Below are 18082 nucleotides of genomic sequence, written 5' to 3'. Positions count from 1 at the left end.
TACTCATTCTCCTTTAGTTAACTAGATGTCCTGAAAATATTAAAAATCCGAAACAAATAAAATGGAATGTAATAATAACCGCAAATACATGTGTTAGTTTATTATTTTTCCAAATCTTTTTCTTCTTATTGAATTGTTCAAACCAATCAAAACTACACATCAATATGGCTTGGTATAAACCATAAAGTAGGTAATTTATTTGGATCCCGTGCCATGCACCCATTAGTAAAAATAAAGTAGTGTAACTGATATAAGATATATTTCTTCTATTTTTTATCACTTTTTTCTTAGTCAGTAAGAATACCATTCTCATATATACATAGTCACGAAACCAAAATGATAAGCTCATATGCCAGCGATTCCAAAAGTCTTTTATATTCCGACTAATGAATGGCATATTAAAGTTTTCAGGTGTTTTAATACCTACTAAATAACTAACGCCGATTGCAAATGCACTATAACCAGCAAAATCAAAAAATAAGTACAGACTATATGCATACATATACGTTAGATTTGAGACGAAAGTATGCCCTACTACAAGTTGTGTTTCAAGTATATGAACGTTAATTAAATAACCAATTATATATTTATAGAGAAAACCAATAAAAATTTTATGAACACCAATTTGAAAATACTCCTGGTATTCAATAGCCGTTAGCTTTTTTTGACAATCCTGTTGAAATCTTCTAAAACGATCAATTGGTCCAGAAGAGATCGTTGGAAAAAATAATAAAAACTTCAAGAAATCAACAATGTTTATTTCCTTTATACTGTGGTCGCGAATTTCAATAATGACTTGTGTTGCTTTAAATGTTAAGTACGAAATTCCTAAAAACCCTACAAGTGTTGTGCTTTCAAAAATAGGTGAAACCTTTACAAATATTAAAGGTAAAATTGATAGAAAAACACTTAAGTAATAAACAGTTGAATGGTTCGCATTCTTCCGATAAACACTATAACCTTTTATTAAAATAACTACCCATATTATAAAAGCAACTAGATAGAAGGTTTGTATTTTAGAAGAGGAAAAGACTAATAATAAAAACACAAATGAAAGAAATGTTGTGTAGTTAGTTGATCTTTTTCCTAAAAAGCCTAAAATGACTGCTGGGATTAATAGAACAAATAAAATACCGAAAAACGTAAAACTTCCATATGGAATCATTGGTAAGTTTGCTCCAATAATTTTTTTCGATCAACTTTACCGTTCGTAGTCATTGGTAAACTTCGTAAATAACTAAATTTTCTTGGAATCATATAAGTTGGCATATATTTATTTAATTCTTGTTTTAAAAAACGTGTTAGATGATATTCCTTTTCGAAATCGTGTTCTTTAACGACTACTAAGCAATGTAAATCTATACACTTACCATCCTTCATCTCTGGTAATATAACTGCAGAATGGACTAATGGTAATCTTCTAATGTTATTTTCAATGTCCTCAATTTCAATCCGATACCCGTGTAGCTTTACTTGAAAATCGATCCTACCTTTATAGAACAATAGTCCGTGATCAAAGTAACCAGAATCACCTGTTTTATAGGCGCGCATACCATTTATTTGATAGTAGGCTGCAACAGTTTTTAATTGATTATTAAGATAACCTTTACCAACGCTTGGACCAGCTATAATAATTTCCCCTGTTTCTCCTTCTGGAAGTGGGTTCCCCAATTCATCCATAATGTAAATGATTGTATCGTCTTTCGGAGTTCCAATCGGTAATGGAGAATATTTGTTTATGACTTTCTCAGTAATCTGGACGAATGTTACAGCAACTGTTCCTTCTGTTGGACCGTAAGTATTATAAATCTCGGCATTAGGAAATCTAGATAAAAGCTGTTTAGCACTATTATTCGATAGTACTTCACCACAGAAAAGAAAAGTCTTTAAGTTTGGTAGTAAGAATTCGCTGAAATTTGGATTCATCATACACATCTCTATAAATGAAGGTGTAGAAGTCCAAACCTCAATATCACTTTCCTTTAAATAATCGAATAATGCTTTTGGTCGCTCAATCAAAGATTTTTCAACAGCAATGAGTGTGCCACCCGATAATAACGATGGATATAAATCCATTACTGATAAATCAAAAGAGAAAGGAGCTTGATTCAAATATCGTTGTCCATTGTGTATATTAAAATCCTTCAATATCCAATCGGTAAAACTACGTAAGTTTTTTTCAGTAATTTGCACACCTTTCGGATCTCCAGTGCTACCGGAAGTATAGATAATATAAAATGTATCATCGTCTTTAACATAAAAATCAGTTAAAGATTTGACTAGATTAGTAGAATCAATAATCTCCTTTAGTTCTCCGGAATTTATGATTTTAACGGATTCAACCTCTAAAGTAATTTCTTTTGGTGTAATTAGTAAAGTTGCTCCAGAATTTGCAATCATTTTTTTGAGTCTTTCAAAAGGAATAGACTCATCAACGGGAATATATGCACAACCTGCTTTTACACTTCCTAAGAAAATGGAAATCATTTCTGTCTGCATATGTCCATAAACAATAATGGGCTTATTCGTAAAATTATTTTTAATCATCCAGCTAGCAATCGCATCTGATTGTTGCTTTAAAGTTTTATATGTTAAAGAGTAATCACTATTTTGAAATGCGATAGTGTTTGGGGTATTAATTGCCCAGTAATCTATTTGCTCAATAATTGATTTCATCAGCTCACGTCCTAAAAATCGTTATATATAAAGGTCCCTGTAAATGAATCTTTAAATCCATATAAGTAGAGTAGTGCAAGTAAAATAGATAAATAAAACGCAGTATAAAATAAAAATCTTAAAGTCTTTGAACGGAAAATATGGATTTTACCCATTTTTTTTCACCTTTCTTAATTTTTAGCTAGACGTATTATAACACCGAAAAAAAGATGAAAAATTAACAAAACACCTTTTAAAATTAAAGACAGATAATAAATTATTAAAGGTTAAGTAAATTTTTTCTAATTCAATTTTAAAGATTAATGGACAAAATTGTTAATACAATTAGGATAAGTTATTTAAGTGAATCTTTTCTTAATCACGATCTAAAAGTTTTCGATACAGTAGCTATTAGATAGAAGGTGATTGGGACTAAAAGATTGCACAGCAAAAATAAGGGTAAGGTAAAAATAATGGGGAAAAGGGAATATGGGAAAATCCTCTTAGCCCTGCACAATGGGAGATCGGTATATGATAAAAAAAATTTATTTGTTCTTGATTCCTAGTTTCTTAACTGTTTTAATTATGTCTCCTTTTTGTAGTTTTATCTGGAATAAAAACTCTTCGAAAGTGACAGTTTCGAATCACTCTACGATAAATAAAGTTGATTTTACTAATGATCAAAATAAGAATACTGGAGAGATTGATCGCTATTTACAGCAAATTCATTTTAACGGAGTTGTTCTTGTAAGGAAGAATGAAGAAAATATCCTTAATAAAGGATACGGTTATCGAGATATCCCAAATCAGTTACCGAACACACCAAGTACCTATTACCCAGTTGGCTCAATTTCTAAATTTTTTGTTTCAACGTTGTTAATGCAATTAAAAGAAGAAGGCAAAATATCTTTTAACGATCCGATTTCAAAATATATACCCGACTTTCCAAATGGATCAAAATTAACATTATTTCATTTAATTTCACATACTTCAGGGATTAAAAGACAAAAAGAGTTATTTAATCCAATTTCATCATCAAATCTGATAAAGAAAGTAGTTAAATCAAATGTACATTATAAACCGTTAAACAAATGGGATTACAATGACACAAATTATATTTTACTTGGTTACGTTATTGAAAAAGTAACTGGAATTCCTTATGGAGAATATGTAAAAACACATATTTTCGATAAAGCGAATATGACTGAAATTGGACAAGGTAATGATTTTTATAAAAAAAGCAATCATGCCCTAGGTTATTTATTAATTCAATCAAAAAATGATCCGAAGCAATTAAGAATCCCAAATTTTAATTATTTATTAGGCTGCGGAGATATTTATTCAACGGTTTCAGGATTACAAAAAATGGACGAGGCACTTATTTCAAATAAACTTATTTTAAGTAAAAGTTTTACTCAATTTATTAAGCCGTATCAAAATCATTATGCATTCGGAATTTATAATAAAGGAAAGTATTTATACAATCATGGGGTAGTTCCAGGTATTAATTGTATGAATGTCTTCGATCCTGTTTCAAAAACATATGTTATTGTGTTTTCTAATAGTCAAAAGGTGAAACCAAACACTTTTGAAATAGCAATGAACTTATTTAAACTAGTTAACAAAATGACTTGAGAACAATCTGTTAATTGATTGTAAGAATCTAGACCCTCATAAAATATTTCATAAATAATTTAAAAGATACTCATACTATTTTTTGATAAAGAAAATAGGAGGAGTCTAGTGAAAAAGTTTCTATATTATTTCTTATTAATCATAATGACTAGCAGTATTAATTTGGGCTCTATTAAATTTGTTAATGCGGAAACTAAAGCTCGAATCAATGAAAACTCATTACCGCGACATATTAAAATTACTGAACAAAAACTAAATGATGCACCGATTAAGTATCCACAAATAAGTGGAGCATCGAATTCAACCGCACAAGAAAAGATCAATAGTATGTTAAAACAAGGTGCTGATTTAGCGAATAGTAATCGTTTGAAGCTATTAGAAGAAGAGAAAGAAGCAAAGTCAAAATGGGATGCTAGCCAAGGGCCGTGGAGACCTTATGAATATGTTTTTACTTATAAAATACTATACAATAATCTTGATAAATTAAGTGTTATTTATAATGAGTATTCATATACAGGTGGAGCACATGGAATGACAATGGGAACTACATTTAATTTTGACGTGAAAACAGGTGAAGTAGTTCCGCTATCTAAGTTAATAAACGAAAATACAAAATCCGTCCAAGAATATGCTTATCAGCAATTACAAAAGAAATATAAGGGGTATGTATTAATAAAATCTCCTAACGAGATTGATTTAAGTGACAAAAATAGATTATGGGCATTTGACCATGCGGGCATTAAATTAATCTTTAAAGAATATGAAGTAGCTGCATATGCTGCTGGTATGCCTGAAGCCTTTATACCAGTGCAGGTTTATCAATAAAAAATTCGTTTTTCTTCTGTTTAAATTTATACTTGAGCAAATATTTGAAAGATGAATAAATTCCTTTTACAAAAGCAGAAAGAACCTACAATATATAAAAGGTACTAGGAGTGTAGAGAAACCTCTAAAAATTTCTCTACACTCTTTTTTATGTCCAATTGAACTATTCATATTGGAAAATCCTATTGTTTTTCTATATAAATAATACAACTATACTGTACGTGCTAGATGCATTGTGATCTTTTTATATTTATTGAACTAAGGCTGTTTGAGAAAATTTTTTTCAGGAATTAATTCCTAAAGCATACAATTTCAACTTCATTTTGGTGTTCTATCGAATTCGTTAACAACAGATTTCCTCAGCTATTTAATGATTTAAAAATATCAAGAGATTTAATCGTTTGAAATGTGATATTAAAGTAGTCAATTTTTAAAAATATTGTTGGTTTAATAAGATTTAACAGTAATCTTTCGGTAATGATTGGAACGGAAGGTGCGAGACTCCTGTGGGAAAAGAGGGAAGGGTGAGACCTTAGCAGGCGCGCCGAGGAGGCTCACCTCTCTCCCCACGGAAAGGGAGCATCCTGAAGTGGAAATCGACGATGTACTTATTTTAGTAGAACAATGTTTACGGAAATAGACAAAATAAAATGCTGTCGACTTTTCGACAGCATTAGAATCTTCATTATTATAAAAAGTTCTTTTCTTTTTTATTTGATAATTTATTTAATGAAATTAAACATTTTCGTAAATAATGGTAAAGTCTGCATGAAAATATTTATTTGTTTTAACAAAATAAGAATAAGTTGAACAACTATATAAATATTGAATAATCTAAAATGAGTATGTACGAGTAATAAAGTGTGCGCTAAAGGTCGTTAAAAACTAAAAGCAAAGAAGTTTACTAAAACAACCTAATCTTCAATCTGTTCTTTTAATAATAAAGCGTAAAGATCTTCAACTCGTTCAGACATAAATCTTTGTGAGTCTTCAACTCCCTTATTGTAAAACATAGGTCCAAGTTTTTGTGAAATAAAGTCTAATAGCAACATTGAACTTAATTCACTTAATTCTTCATCTCTTTCTTGTAAGAAATATGTTTGTAGTTGATTAATCGCAAATTTTTGTTGATCTGGCGAAAGCTTAGTTGTTTTAGACATTAAATTCCCCTCTTTTTTAGTTGTGATATTAGATTTTTTATTTCCTATATATATAGTATCTCTATTTATTCTTTTTTTGTGAAAAAAAAGTTATACGTAATAAAACTTTTTTAGTAAAATAGTGCACGGCTTGAAAATACTTTTTAATTGCTTTAAGATTAGAATGAGAATAAAATGAGAATGAACTTAAAATAGCCATTTTCTATTTTATAGAATTTTTATGTAATATTATGGAGGGTGTAAAATGGGAGCTTCTACATTAAAAATAAAAGACCTTCAAGTAGCAATTGAAGGAAAGCAAATTTTAAAAGGTGTAAACCTTGAAGTAAAAGGTGGAGAAATTCACGCAATCATGGGACCGAATGGTACAGGTAAATCAACTTTATCTTCTGCTATTATGGGTCATCCTAAATATGAGGTAATTGGTGGTAGCATCGAGCTTGATGGCAACGATGTTTTAGAAATGGAAGTTGATGAGCGCGCTCAAGCTGGTCTTTTCCTTGCTATGCAATACCCAAGTGAAATTAGCGGTGTAACAAACGCAGATTTCTTACGTTCTGCAGTGAATGCACGTCGTGAAGAAGGCGATGAAATTTCATTAATGAAATTTATCCGTACATTAGATAAAAGCATGGAATTCTTAGAAATGGATCCAGAAATGGCTCAACGTTACTTAAATGAAGGCTTCTCAGGTGGAGAGAAAAAACGTAATGAGATTCTTCAAATGATGATGATCCAACCTAAAATTGCTATTCTTGACGAAATTGACTCAGGTTTAGATATCGATGCATTAAAAGTAGTTTCTAAAGGTGTTAACGAAATGCGTGGAGAAGAGTTTGGTTGCTTAATCATCACTCACTACCAACGCTTATTAAACTACATTACTCCTGACTTCGTTCACGTAATGATGCAAGGTCGTATTGTAAAATCAGGTGGTCCTGAATTAGCTGCACGTTTAGAAGCTGAAGGATATGACTGGATTAAACAAGAGTTAGGTATCGAAGACGAGACTGTTGGGCAAGAAGCTTAATCGGATAGGAGGGATTCTCATGACAACTGGTACTACAATTCCATTTAGTCAAGAAACAGTTAAGCAGCTTTCTGCACTGCTAAATGAACCTGCATATTTCACAGAGTTCCGTTTAAATGCACTAGCAAAAGCTGAATCACTTTCTCTTCCAAAGCCAGATAAAACAAATATCTCTAAATGGGATTTCTTTGGAAAAGAATTTAATGTTACAGCTGGAAATGTTCCTACAAAAGATCAATTACCAGAGTCAGTAACATCTTTAATGAATGAAGACACTGATCAATCAGTTTATGTACAATATAATGGATCTGCTGTATATCACTCTCTTTCTTCTGAAGCAAAAGAAAAAGGTGTAGTATTCGTAGATTTACACACGGCGATTAAAGATCACGAAGATCTTGTGAAAAAATATTTTATGACAGAGGCTGTAAAAGTCGATGAAAATAAATTAATCGCTTTGCATGCAGCATTAGTAAATGGTGGAGCTTTCTTATACATTCCTAAAAATGTAGTATTAGAAAAACCAATCCAATCAATTTTTGTTGTAGATGGCGAAAACGTACCTGCATATAACCACGTACTTGTTGTTGCAGATGCAAACAGTGAAGTTACTTATGTTGAAAACTATGTTTCTACATCTGCTGATTTAGATGCGGCTGTTGTTAACGTTATTACAGAAGTAATTACATTAGATAATGCAAAAGTTCGTTATGGTGCTGTTGATACTTTAGCAAAAGGTGTTACTGCTTATGTTGTTCGTCGTGGTCATGCTGGTCGCGATAGCAAAATCGAGTGGGCACTTGGCCTTATGAACGATGGAAACTCAGTATTCGAAAATGTTACAAACCTAGTTGGAGACGGTTCTTTCGGCGACTTGAAAATGGTTACTGTAGGCCGTGGTGAGCAAACTCAAAACTTTACAACAAGCATTATTCACTATGGTAAAGGATCTGAAGGTTGGATCTTGAAACATGGTGTATCTAAAGATTCTGCTACTTCAATCTTTAATGGTATTGGGAAAATTGAACACGGCGCTTCTAAGTCTAATGCACAACAAACTTCACGTGTATTAATGCTTAGTGAAAAAGCTCGTGGAGATGCCAACCCAATTCTATTAATCGATGAAAACGATGTTATGGCAGGTCACGCTGCTTCAGTTGGTAAAGTAGATCCAACTCAACTTTACTACTTAATGAGTCGCGGTATTCCGAAGAAAGAAGCAGAGCGCTTAGTTATTCACGGATTCTTAGCACCTGTAGTTTCGGAATTACCAATTGAAGAAGTTAAAAAAATGCTTGTTGATGTAATTGAGAGGAAGGTTAAGTAATGGATGTTAAAGCAATCCGTGAAGCCTTTCCGATATTAAATCAAGAAGTAAATGGGCATCCTTTAGTATATCTGGATAGTGCTGCAACTTCACAAAAACCTGTTCAAGTAATAGAAGCTGTTGCTAACTATTATAAAGAATATAATTCTAACGTTCATAGAGGTGTACACACTCTAGGAACAAAAGCTACTGATGCATACGAGGGAGCTCGTGATAAAGTTCGTAAATTTATTAATGCATCATCAATTGAAGAAATTATTTTTACTAGAGGTACAACTACTGCAATTAATACAGTTGCTGCTAGCTACGGAAGAACGAACTTAAAAGCTGGAGATGAAATTGTGATTTCTTATATGGAACATCACAGTAACATTATTCCTTGGCAACAGGTTGCTAAAGCTACTGGCGCAACATTAAAATATATACCATTAGAAGAAGATGGTTCAATCAGCGTTGAGCAAGCAAAAGCTACAATTAATTCAAATACAAAAATAGTTGCGATTATGTACGTTTCAAATGTACTTGGTTCAATTAACCCTGTTAAAGAGATTGCAGCAATTGCTCATCAAAATGGAGCAATCATGCTTGTTGATGGTGCACAAAGTACTCCACATATGAAGGTCGACGTTCAAGACTTAGATTGCGATTTTTACGCATTTTCAGGTCATAAAATGTGTGCTCCTACGGGTATTGGTGTACTTTATGGTAAAAAGCATCTTCTTGAAAACATGGAACCTATTGAATTTGGTGGGGAAATGATTGATTTCGTTGACTTACAAGATTCTACTTGGAAAGAACTACCATGGAAATTTGAAGGTGGAACTCCTATCATTGCTGGTGCAGTTGGTTTAGGCGCTGCTATTGATTTCTTAACTGAAATCGGTATGGATAATATCGAAAAGCATGAACATGAGATTGCGAATTATGCACTTGAACAGTTATCTACTGTAAAAGGAGTAACAATCTATGGTCCGAAGCATCGTGCAGGGCTAGTAACGTTTAATGTGGAAGATGTGCATCCACATGATGTTGCAACTGTGTTAGATGTAGAAGGAATTGCTGTTCGAGCTGGCCATCACTGTGCTCAGCCATTAATGAGATGGTTAAAGGTATCTGCTACTGCTCGTGCAAGTTTTTATCTTTATAATACAAAAGAAGATGTAGATGCTTTTGTAAGAGGATTAGTTAAAACGAAGGAGTATTTCAGCGATGTCTATTAATCGAAACATTGATTTAGATGCTTTATATCGTCGCGTGATAATGGACCATTATAAAAACCCTCGTAATAAAGGGGTAGGGGCAATATCAGAAAACGATTTAACTGTAAACATGAATAACCCTACTTGTGGTGACCGCATTGAACTTCGTTTAAAGGTTGATGATGGAATTGTATCGGACGCTCGTTTTGACGGTGAAGGCTGTTCAATTTCAATGGCATCAGCTTCAATGATGACTCACGCAATTAAAGGTAAAAAAATAGAGGAAGCCCTACAGCTTGCTCAAATATTTTCAGATATGATGCTTGGAAAAGATTATGATGAATCAATTGATTTAGATGATATTGAAGCACTACAAGGTGTTTCAAAGTTTCCGGCACGAATTAAATGTGCAACACTTGCATGGAAAGCGATGGAGAAGGGGTTAAAATCAGAATAACTTCTGAGCTTTAATCCTCCTCTTCTATTAGAAGGGAGCAAGATAAATGTCTACTAATTTGCCAGATATTAGTGATTATAAATATGGTTTTCATGATCGTGACGTATCGATTTTCCGTTCTGAACGTGGATTAACAAAAGAAATCGTTGAAGAAATTTCACGCATGAAAAATGAACCACAATGGATGTTAGATTTCCGTTTAAAATCTTTACAACATTTTTATGATATGCCAATGCCTCAATGGGGTGGAGACATGTCTGATTTACGCTTTGATGAAATTACTTATTATGTAAAGCCGTCAGAGAAAACAGAAAAGTCTTGGGATGAAGTACCTGAAGAAATCAAAAATACTTTTGATAAATTAGGTATTCCTGAAGCTGAACAAAAGTATTTAGCGGGTGTATCTGCACAGTATGAATCTGAGGTAGTTTACCACAGTATGAAACAAGATTTAACTGATCTTGGAATTTTATTTACTGATACAGATACTGCATTACGTGAACACGAAGACATCTTCAAAGAACACTTTGGTAAAGTAATTCCACCAACAGATAACAAATTCTCTGCATTAAACTCTGCAGTTTGGTCTGGTGGATCATTCATTTACGTACCAAAAGGTGTTAAAGTTGACACGCCATTACAAGCATATTTCCGTATTAACTCAGAAAATATGGGTCAATTTGAGCGTACATTAATTATTGCTGATGAAGGTGCACACGTACATTATGTTGAAGGATGTACAGCTCCTGTTTATACAACAAACTCTCTTCACTCTGCAGTAGTAGAAATCATCATTAAGAAAGATGCATACTGCCGCTATACAACTATTCAAAACTGGGCGAATAACGTATTCAACCTAGTTACGAAACGTGCTGTTTGTGAAGCGAATGCAACAATGGAATGGATCGATGGAAACATTGGTTCAAAATTAACAATGAAATACCCAGCAGTAATCCTTAAAGGTGAAGGCGCTCGTGGCCTTACACTTTCTATTGCAATTGCTGGTAAAGGACAACACCAAGATGCTGGTGCTAAAATGATTCACTTAGCTCCAAATACTTCTTCTACAATCGTTTCGAAATCAATTTCGAAACATGGTGGTAAAGTAACGTACCGTGGTATTGTACACTTCGGACGTAAAGCAGCTGGATCACGTTCAAATATCGAGTGTGATACGTTAATTATGGATAATGCATCAACTTCTGATACAATTCCATACAACGAAATCTTAAACGACAACGTTTCTCTTGAGCACGAAGCAAAAGTTTCAAAAGTGTCTGAAGAGCAATTATTCTACTTAATGAGCCGTGGTATTTCTGAGCAAGAAGCTACAGAAATGATCGTAATGGGCTTCATTGAGCCATTTACAAAAGAATTACCAATGGAATACGCAGTTGAAATGAACCGTCTGATTAAATTCGAGATGGAAGGTTCAATTGGTTAATTGAGTTTTTAGTGAAGGCGAACTTTTGAAGTTCGCCTTCTTTTTACTTTGTCGACTAAAATCAATTTAAGTATTTACGATAGTTATTTTTCCATGAATATTTCAAATAGAAATGTATTCGTAAGGATTAAGAGAGTAAGGCTTAATCTAAATTCTTTTTATTTTTTACTAAATGGCATCTTGACAATGTGGCGGAATTATCAGAATATATAGTTATGAATACGTTTGCAAACAATAAGTAAATATAGGTTATCATTAAATTCAATTATTAAAAAGAATTTAAGAATATTTTTTTGGTATTGTTTGCATACGTATTCAAATTGGAAAGGAAAACAAATTTACTTTTATTCCAATCCTATAAGACTATTAACACGGGTGGAGGCTATTTATGGAACTAATCATTATTTTATTAGCCCTAGGTATGCTAATGTTTATTGCTTATCGAGGATTTTCAGTTATCTTGTTTGCTCCGATATGTGCACTTTTTGCTGTCTTTTTAACAGATCCAGGGCATGTATTGCCTTTCTTTTCTAACATATTTATGGAAAAAATGGTTGGTTTTATAAAAAACTATTTTCCAGTCTTTTTGCTAGGTGCTATTTTTGGAAAATTAGTTGAGATGTCTGGTATTGCTGATTCAATTGCAAAGACGATCGTAAATTTAGTTGGTGCAAAACGCTCAATGTTGGCAATTGTACTCTTATGCGCCATTTTAACATATAGTGGCGTGAGTCTATTCGTTGTTGCTTTTGCTGCATATCCTTTTGCTGCAAAGTTGTTTCAAGAGTCAAATATTCCAAAAAGATTAATTCCGGGTACTATTGCATTAGGCGCATTATCTTTTACAATGGACGCACTTCCTGGGTCACCACAAATTCAAAATGTTATTCCAACAACTTTTTTCAAAACAGATATTTATGCAGCTCCTATTTTAGGGATTGTGGGTGCCTTATTTGTACTTGGTTTTGGTATGATTTACTTAGAATCACGCCGTATTAAAGCAAAAAAAGCTGGAGAGGGATATTTCGGCTTTGGCAATACAAAAGAAGAAATGGCAGCTACTGCAGAAGCAACTCAATTATCTACCAAGCAAATAACGATTGATGAACCAACTAGCAAACTACGCCAAGTCATGGCATTTGTTCCACTTACACTAGTAGGAGTGATGAACAAATTTTTTACCGTAAATATTCCAAAATGGTATCCGGACGGATTTGATTTTTCAAAAATCGGTTTGGACGCTTTTGGAAAAGTTGAGATCGCTAATGTTGTGGGAATTTGGTCTGTTGAACTTGCGTTAGTTATTGGAATCTTAGCAACACTGGCTTTTAACTTTAAGGCAGTGACTATTGATTTTAAAACTGGAATTAATGCAAGTATTGGAGGCGCATTGTTAGCTGCGATGAATACTGGTTCTGAATACGGCTTTGGTGGTGTTATTTCTTCATTACCTGGATTTGGTGTTGTCCGAGATGGTATTTCACATACATTTTCAAACCCACTTATGAACGGGGCTGTAACGACGAATATTCTGGCTGGAATTACCGGGTCCTCTTCAGGTGGGATGGGAATCGCGTTAAGTGCAATGGGAGAAAAGTATGTTCAAGCAGCAGTGGAACATGGTATACCCCTTGAAGTTATGCACAGGGTTGTTGCAATGGCATCTGGTGGGATGGATTCCTTACCTCATAATGGTGCGGTTATTACCTTGCTTGCTGTTTGTGGTTTAACTCATAAACAATCTTATCGTGATATTTTTGCTGTAACAATCTTTAAAACACTAGCAGTTTTCTTTGTTATTGGAGTTTACCAACTTACTGGACTTATTTAATCGATTCATGCAGGGCTATTAGTGTCCTACTTTTGTGGGAAAAGAGGGGAAGTTATGGCATATTTTGAAGATCTTAATGGAAAAAATATATTAATCACCGGTGGTAGTAAAGGACTTGGATATGATATTGCAAAAGCCTTTGCCATTCATGGAGCACGTGTAACTATTACAGGTAGGCAGGAAACGTTTCTGGAAGAGTCAGTTGCGAGACTAAAGGAAATTCAAAAGGAATGCTCTTATATTGTTGCGGATATGCAAGATGTGAATAGTGTGTATGCAATGGTTGACGAGGCTGTTAAAAGAATGGGTGGGCTCGACATACTGATCAATAACGCAGGAGTCAATTTTCCAAAATCAGCTCTTGAGGTGACAGAAGAAGATTGGGATCAAATTATTGATACGAATCTAAAAGGATTATTTTTTTGTTCACAACGAGCAGGAAAACATATGATTCCACAAAGAAAAGGTAAAGTAATCAATATTGTATCCCAAATGGCGTTTGTAGGTTATTTTAAACGAGCTGCTTATTGTTCAAGTAAAGGAGGAGCGGTTCAGTTAACAAAAGCACTTGCAATTGAATGGGCAGAACATCAGATTAATGTGAACGCGGTTGCCCCTACTTTTGTTGAGACAGATATGACAAAAAAGATGTTTGACGACCACCATTTTTATGAAGATGTCTTGAGTAGAATTCCACTTGGTCAACTCGCTCGTCCAGCTGATGTAACCGGAGCTGTATTATTTCTTGCGTCGGACCTCGCAAATTTTATCACAGGGGAAACCATAAAAGTGGACGGTGGATGGACTGCAATTTAAGTAAGAGGAGAGTGAGGGGCTTTATGCAGATCAATGAGAAAATATCGATAATTGGATCGGGAACGATGGGACATTCCGTTGCACTGTCAGCCGGGCTTGCCGGACACCATGTAAAGGTATGGGGAAATAATTCCGAGGATATTGCACGGGGGAAGAAAGGGTTATCCGAAAAGCTTCAAGTACTTGAACGGTATGAGGTCATTAGCCGAGAGGAATCTGACCAGATTTATCAACGTATCACATTTACTGACGCTCTTGAAGATTGTCTATTGGAAGCAACTTTCATTATTGAAGCAATCCCAGAAAACTTGTCATTGAAACAAGAATGGTTTCACAAACTTGATCAACTTTGTGGTCCTAATACAATCCTTGCAAGTAATACTTCTGGATTAAGTCCTTCAGAAATTGCTTTAAATACAAAATACCCAGAGCGTACGGTTGTGACTCATTTTTGGAATCCTGGCCATCTCATTCCACTTGTGGAAATCGTTAAAGGAAAATATACTTCTGATGAAACAGTAAATAGGGCTTTAACTTTGTTGGAGTCTATGAATAAAAAACCAATAGTCGTTCAAAAGGAGATTCTTGGTTCGATTGGGAATCGTCTTCAATATGCTTTATTTCGTGAGGCACAATACATACTCGAACAAGGTGTAGCGTCTATTGAAGATATTGATACAGCGGTACGTTATAGTATCGGGCGCCGCCTTTCTATAACAGGTCCATTTATGAGTGCTGATATGGGAGGATTGGACGTATTTGACGATATTTCAAGCTATCTATTTAAAGATTTGTCAATTGAACCAGCTTCCCTTCCGCTTATGAGAAGTTTGGTTGATGAAGGAAAATACGGACAAAAAAATGGCAGTGGGTTTTATCAATGGTCGACTGAATTCTCTAAAGATATGAATGAAGCACGTGAAAAAGAATTGATTAGATGGTTAAAACAGGACAATCTAGACCATAAGAAAGATCCTGTGATATAATCAAAAAAAAATCTGCATGGAGGAAAATTTTCGTGCAAAAAAATATTACCGCTTCAGATGTGGCAAAGTCTCTAGGTATGTCGCAGTCAACAGTGTCTCGAGTATTTACACCGGGAGCAAGCGTGTCTGAAGAAACAAGAAAAAAGGTGCTCCAAGCTGCAAGTGAATTGGGCTATCGACCTAATGCTTTGGCAAGGAGTTTAATCACAAGAAAAAGCAATATTATTGGGATCGTAATGGGTGATATAAGAAACCCGTTTTATCCTGATGTTCTTAGTAAGTTTTCAAAAGAATTAAGCAAAAAAGGTTATCATGTTTTATTTGTAAATGCTGAAAATGAAAAGTTAAGCAGTGATGAGGTCAATCAGTTTTTAGAATACAATGTGGATGGTGCTATTGTCACGGATGCGAGTTTACCTTCAGCTGTTGCATCTTACCTAAAGGAAAATCAGATCCCAATCGTAATGTTTAACCGTTACACCCAAGATTCTCTATTTCATGCGGTTTCTTGTGATAATGTTGATGGTGGTTACCAGATTGGTAGATACTTGATTGAAAAGGGACACCGTAAGTTTGCATTTATTTCGGGGACACAAAATACGTCCACGAGTAAGGACCGAGAAAAAGGCTTTCGTAATGCTTTGGTGGAAAGTGGCTATAACCTCATTACGGATGATGGAGATTACACTTATGAGGGAGCAAACGCAGCTGCTTTACGACTTCTAGGTAGTAATCATCCCCCAGACGCGATTTTTTGTGCAAATGATATAATGGCACTTGGGGTAATTGATGCTGCCAAGAAACTAGGCGTGCGCATTCCAGAAGATGTTTCAATTGTTGGGTTTGATGATATTAGTCTAGCAGAATGGACAGCTTATTCACTAACTACATGGAAGCAACCTGTAAATGAAATGATTGAAGAAACGATTAATCTTTTGTTAAATGATATCAATCAGAAGGAATCAAATAATAAGCCACAGAATAAATCCATTCAAGGTAAATTAGTTGAAAGAAGTACGGTTTGTGATCGGACAAAAAAGTAATAAAACGAGAAAAGACGGGGCGATCCTAATGGCACCCGTTTTTTTTTTTTTTGTTTTTGTTCTAACGTAACACTCTTCTCTAAGTATTTTAATTTTTTTGAATTTTTATTTTGAAAGCGCTTGACAATAGAGTTTAAGAATTTTAACATTAAAGAGTGATGAATACCTATGCAAAACTTTTGAAGTTAGGTATTAATATATTTTTTATTTATTTTTGCATACGTATTCAAAAATAAGAATTTACGGGGAGGCGCCATCATGGCAAAAATTTTAAAAAGCGGTAAAAGCAAAGCAGAAATTGCACAAGCAGAAGCACAAGTACGTGAAACTGTGCAAAAGATTCTCGAAGATGTTGAAAAACGCGGAGATGAGGCAGTACGTGAACTTTCCGCAAAATTTGATAAATGGTCTCCAGAAAGTTTCCGCTTAACACAAGAGCAAATTGATGAAATCATCGCAAGTGTTCCTGAGCGTGATATTGAAGATATTAAATTTGCACAAGCCAATATTCGCCGATTTGCGGAAGCACAAAAATCAACATTATTAGACCTTGAAGTGGAAACATTGCCAGGGGTTATTTTAGGGCATAAAAATATTCCAGTTAATAGCGTAGGTTGCTATATTCCTGGAGGTCTTTACCCGATGCTTGCATCAGCACATATGAGTGTACTAACTGCAAAGGTTGCTGGTGTTAAACGAGTGATCGCATGTACACCACCAATTAACGGAGAAATTCCAGCGCATACGATTACAGCTATGGCATTAGCTGGTGCAGATGAGATTTATCTATTAGGAGGCGTTCAAGCAATGGCTGCTATGGCTATTGGAACTGAGTCGATTGCACCAGTTGATATGTTAGTAGGACCAGGAAATGCATTTGTAGCCGAAGCAAAACGACAATTATTTGGTCGAGTTGGGATTGACCTTTTAGCAGGTCCAACTGAAACACTAATTATTGCAGATGAAACAGCTGATGCTGAGATGGTTGCAACAGATATTTTAGGACAAGCGGAGCACGGACCTACTTCACCTTGTGCTTTAATTACGACTTCTGAAAAACTAGCACAAGAAACTTTAGTAGAAATAGAACGTCAGTTAAAACTACTTCCTACTAGTGAAATAGCACGTGTTGCGTGGGAGGACAATGGAATCATTATTTTAGTTGATAGTTTAGAAGAAGCAGTTGTTGAAGGAGATAAACTAGCATACGAGCACGTTGAAATCCTAACAGAAGATCCTGAATACTTCCGTCAAAATCTAACTAACTTTGGTGCTTTATTCCTTGGAAAGGAAACAAACGTAGCATACGGAGATAAAGTAATAGGTACAAACCATACACTTCCAACAAAGGGCGCGGCTCGTTATACTGGTGGACTATGGGTTGGTAAATTTATCAAAACTTGTACATACCAAAAAGTTGCACCAGAAGCAACTGCCATGATTGGTGAATATTGCTCACGTCTATGCAATCTTGAAAATTTTGCTGGCCATGCAGAACAGGCTAACTTGCGTGTTCGTCGATACAGTAAAGTCGCGGTAAAACAATGAGTAAATGAGCACTACAAAAAACCATTCCTCAAAAATAATGAGGAATGGTTTTTATATGAATCAGTAGTTTTGGTAAAAATCCATCTACTTTACACGACCTTAATTGTTCAGATAAATAAAGGTTTT

Annotated in this window: 16 protein-coding genes; 12 read left to right on the top strand and 4 right to left on the bottom strand. The window is 34.4% G+C overall.

The genetic code is table 11. The annotated features are described in order from the left end of the window. Positions 1–13: 13 nt before the first annotated feature. Genes dltB through dltX form a run of 3 tightly spaced genes read right to left on the bottom strand, consistent with a single transcriptional unit; the run spans position 14 to position 2831 of the window. Positions 14–1165, bottom strand: a complete 1152-nt coding sequence (dltB, locus tag ACFVR2_RS11825; protein WP_387361889.1) for a D-alanyl-lipoteichoic acid biosynthesis protein DltB — start codon at positions 1163–1165, stop codon at positions 14–16. Further along, positions 1162–2676 (bottom strand): D-alanine--poly(phosphoribitol) ligase subunit DltA, encoded by a 1515-nt coding sequence (gene dltA, locus ACFVR2_RS11820; protein ID WP_387361887.1) that lies wholly within the window; start codon positions 2674–2676, stop codon positions 1162–1164. The genes dltB and dltA overlap by 4 nt, the downstream gene beginning before the upstream one ends. A gap of 11 nt (positions 2677–2687) precedes the next feature. Then, on the bottom strand, positions 2688–2831 hold the full coding sequence (gene dltX / locus ACFVR2_RS11815; protein ID WP_082459405.1) for a teichoic acid D-Ala incorporation-associated protein DltX: 144 nt from the start codon (positions 2829–2831) through the stop codon (positions 2688–2690). Between the two features lie 355 nt (positions 2832–3186). On the opposite strand from dltX, the gene ACFVR2_RS11810 reads away from it, so the two are divergent. Both ACFVR2_RS11810 and ACFVR2_RS11805 read left to right on the top strand, forming a co-directional pair. Beyond that, positions 3187–4290 carry a serine hydrolase domain-containing protein gene (locus ACFVR2_RS11810; RefSeq protein WP_387361885.1) on the top strand — a complete coding sequence of 368 codons (1104 nt, stop codon included), beginning with the start codon at positions 3187–3189 and terminating at the stop codon, positions 4288–4290. 108 nt (positions 4291–4398) lie between these two features. Then, positions 4399–5115, top strand: coding sequence for a DUF3298 and DUF4163 domain-containing protein (locus ACFVR2_RS11805; protein ID WP_387361883.1), 717 nt, complete (start codon positions 4399–4401; stop codon positions 5113–5115). Between the two features lie 914 nt (positions 5116–6029). Here ACFVR2_RS11805 and ACFVR2_RS11800 read toward each other — a convergent pair. Beyond that, the gene (locus ACFVR2_RS11800) at positions 6030–6275 is read right to left on the bottom strand and encodes a DUF2164 family protein (protein ID WP_098861063.1); all 246 of its coding nucleotides are present in this window, start codon (positions 6273–6275) and stop codon (positions 6030–6032) included. Between the two features lie 244 nt (positions 6276–6519). Here ACFVR2_RS11800 and sufC point away from each other — a divergent pair, with 244 nt between their 5' ends. The 10 genes from sufC (at position 6520) to hisD (ending at position 17956) form a co-directional block, all read left to right on the top strand. After that, positions 6520–7305 (top strand): Fe-S cluster assembly ATPase SufC, encoded by a 786-nt coding sequence (sufC, locus tag ACFVR2_RS11795; RefSeq protein WP_387361881.1) that lies wholly within the window; start codon positions 6520–6522, stop codon positions 7303–7305. Positions 7306–7324: 19 nt separating this feature from the next. Beyond that, a complete protein-coding gene (gene sufD / locus ACFVR2_RS11790; protein WP_387361879.1) occupies positions 7325–8632 on the top strand; it encodes a Fe-S cluster assembly protein SufD in 1308 nt (435 codons plus the stop codon). Then, positions 8632–9852: a cysteine desulfurase gene (locus ACFVR2_RS11785; RefSeq protein WP_098861061.1), complete on the top strand. Its 1221-nt coding sequence runs from the start codon at positions 8632–8634 to the stop codon at positions 9850–9852. The genes sufD and ACFVR2_RS11785 overlap by 1 nt, the downstream gene beginning before the upstream one ends. Then, positions 9842–10288: a Fe-S cluster assembly sulfur transfer protein SufU gene (sufU, locus tag ACFVR2_RS11780; RefSeq protein ID WP_387361876.1), complete on the top strand. Its 447-nt coding sequence runs from the start codon at positions 9842–9844 to the stop codon at positions 10286–10288. Before ACFVR2_RS11785 ends, sufU begins: the two co-directional genes overlap by 11 nt. Before the next feature lie 46 nt (positions 10289–10334). Next, positions 10335–11732: a Fe-S cluster assembly protein SufB gene (gene sufB, locus ACFVR2_RS11775; protein ID WP_387327929.1), complete on the top strand. Its 1398-nt coding sequence runs from the start codon at positions 10335–10337 to the stop codon at positions 11730–11732. A 388-nt stretch (positions 11733–12120) separates the two neighbouring features. Continuing rightward, complete coding sequence (locus tag ACFVR2_RS11770) at positions 12121–13563, top strand: GntP family permease (protein ID WP_387361874.1); 1443 nt, start codon at positions 12121–12123, stop codon at positions 13561–13563. A gap of 54 nt (positions 13564–13617) precedes the next feature. Then, a complete protein-coding gene (locus ACFVR2_RS11765; protein ID WP_387361872.1) occupies positions 13618–14379 on the top strand; it encodes an SDR family NAD(P)-dependent oxidoreductase in 762 nt (253 codons plus the stop codon). Between the two features lie 23 nt (positions 14380–14402). After that, positions 14403–15365: a 3-hydroxyacyl-CoA dehydrogenase family protein gene (locus ACFVR2_RS11760; protein WP_387361870.1), complete on the top strand. Its 963-nt coding sequence runs from the start codon at positions 14403–14405 to the stop codon at positions 15363–15365. A 32-nt stretch (positions 15366–15397) separates the two neighbouring features. Beyond that, the gene (locus ACFVR2_RS11755) at positions 15398–16408 is read left to right on the top strand and encodes a LacI family DNA-binding transcriptional regulator (RefSeq protein WP_387361868.1); all 1011 of its coding nucleotides are present in this window, start codon (positions 15398–15400) and stop codon (positions 16406–16408) included. A gap of 258 nt (positions 16409–16666) precedes the next feature. Beyond that, a complete protein-coding gene (gene hisD / locus ACFVR2_RS11750; RefSeq protein ID WP_387361866.1) occupies positions 16667–17956 on the top strand; it encodes a histidinol dehydrogenase in 1290 nt (429 codons plus the stop codon). The last annotated feature ends 126 nt before the right edge of the window (positions 17957–18082 follow it).

This window comes from Gottfriedia sp. NPDC057991 (assembly GCF_042886615.1).
GTDB lineage: Bacteria > Bacillota > Bacilli > Bacillales > Bacillaceae_G > Gottfriedia.
This window is presented reverse-complemented; position numbering and strand designations above follow the sequence as displayed.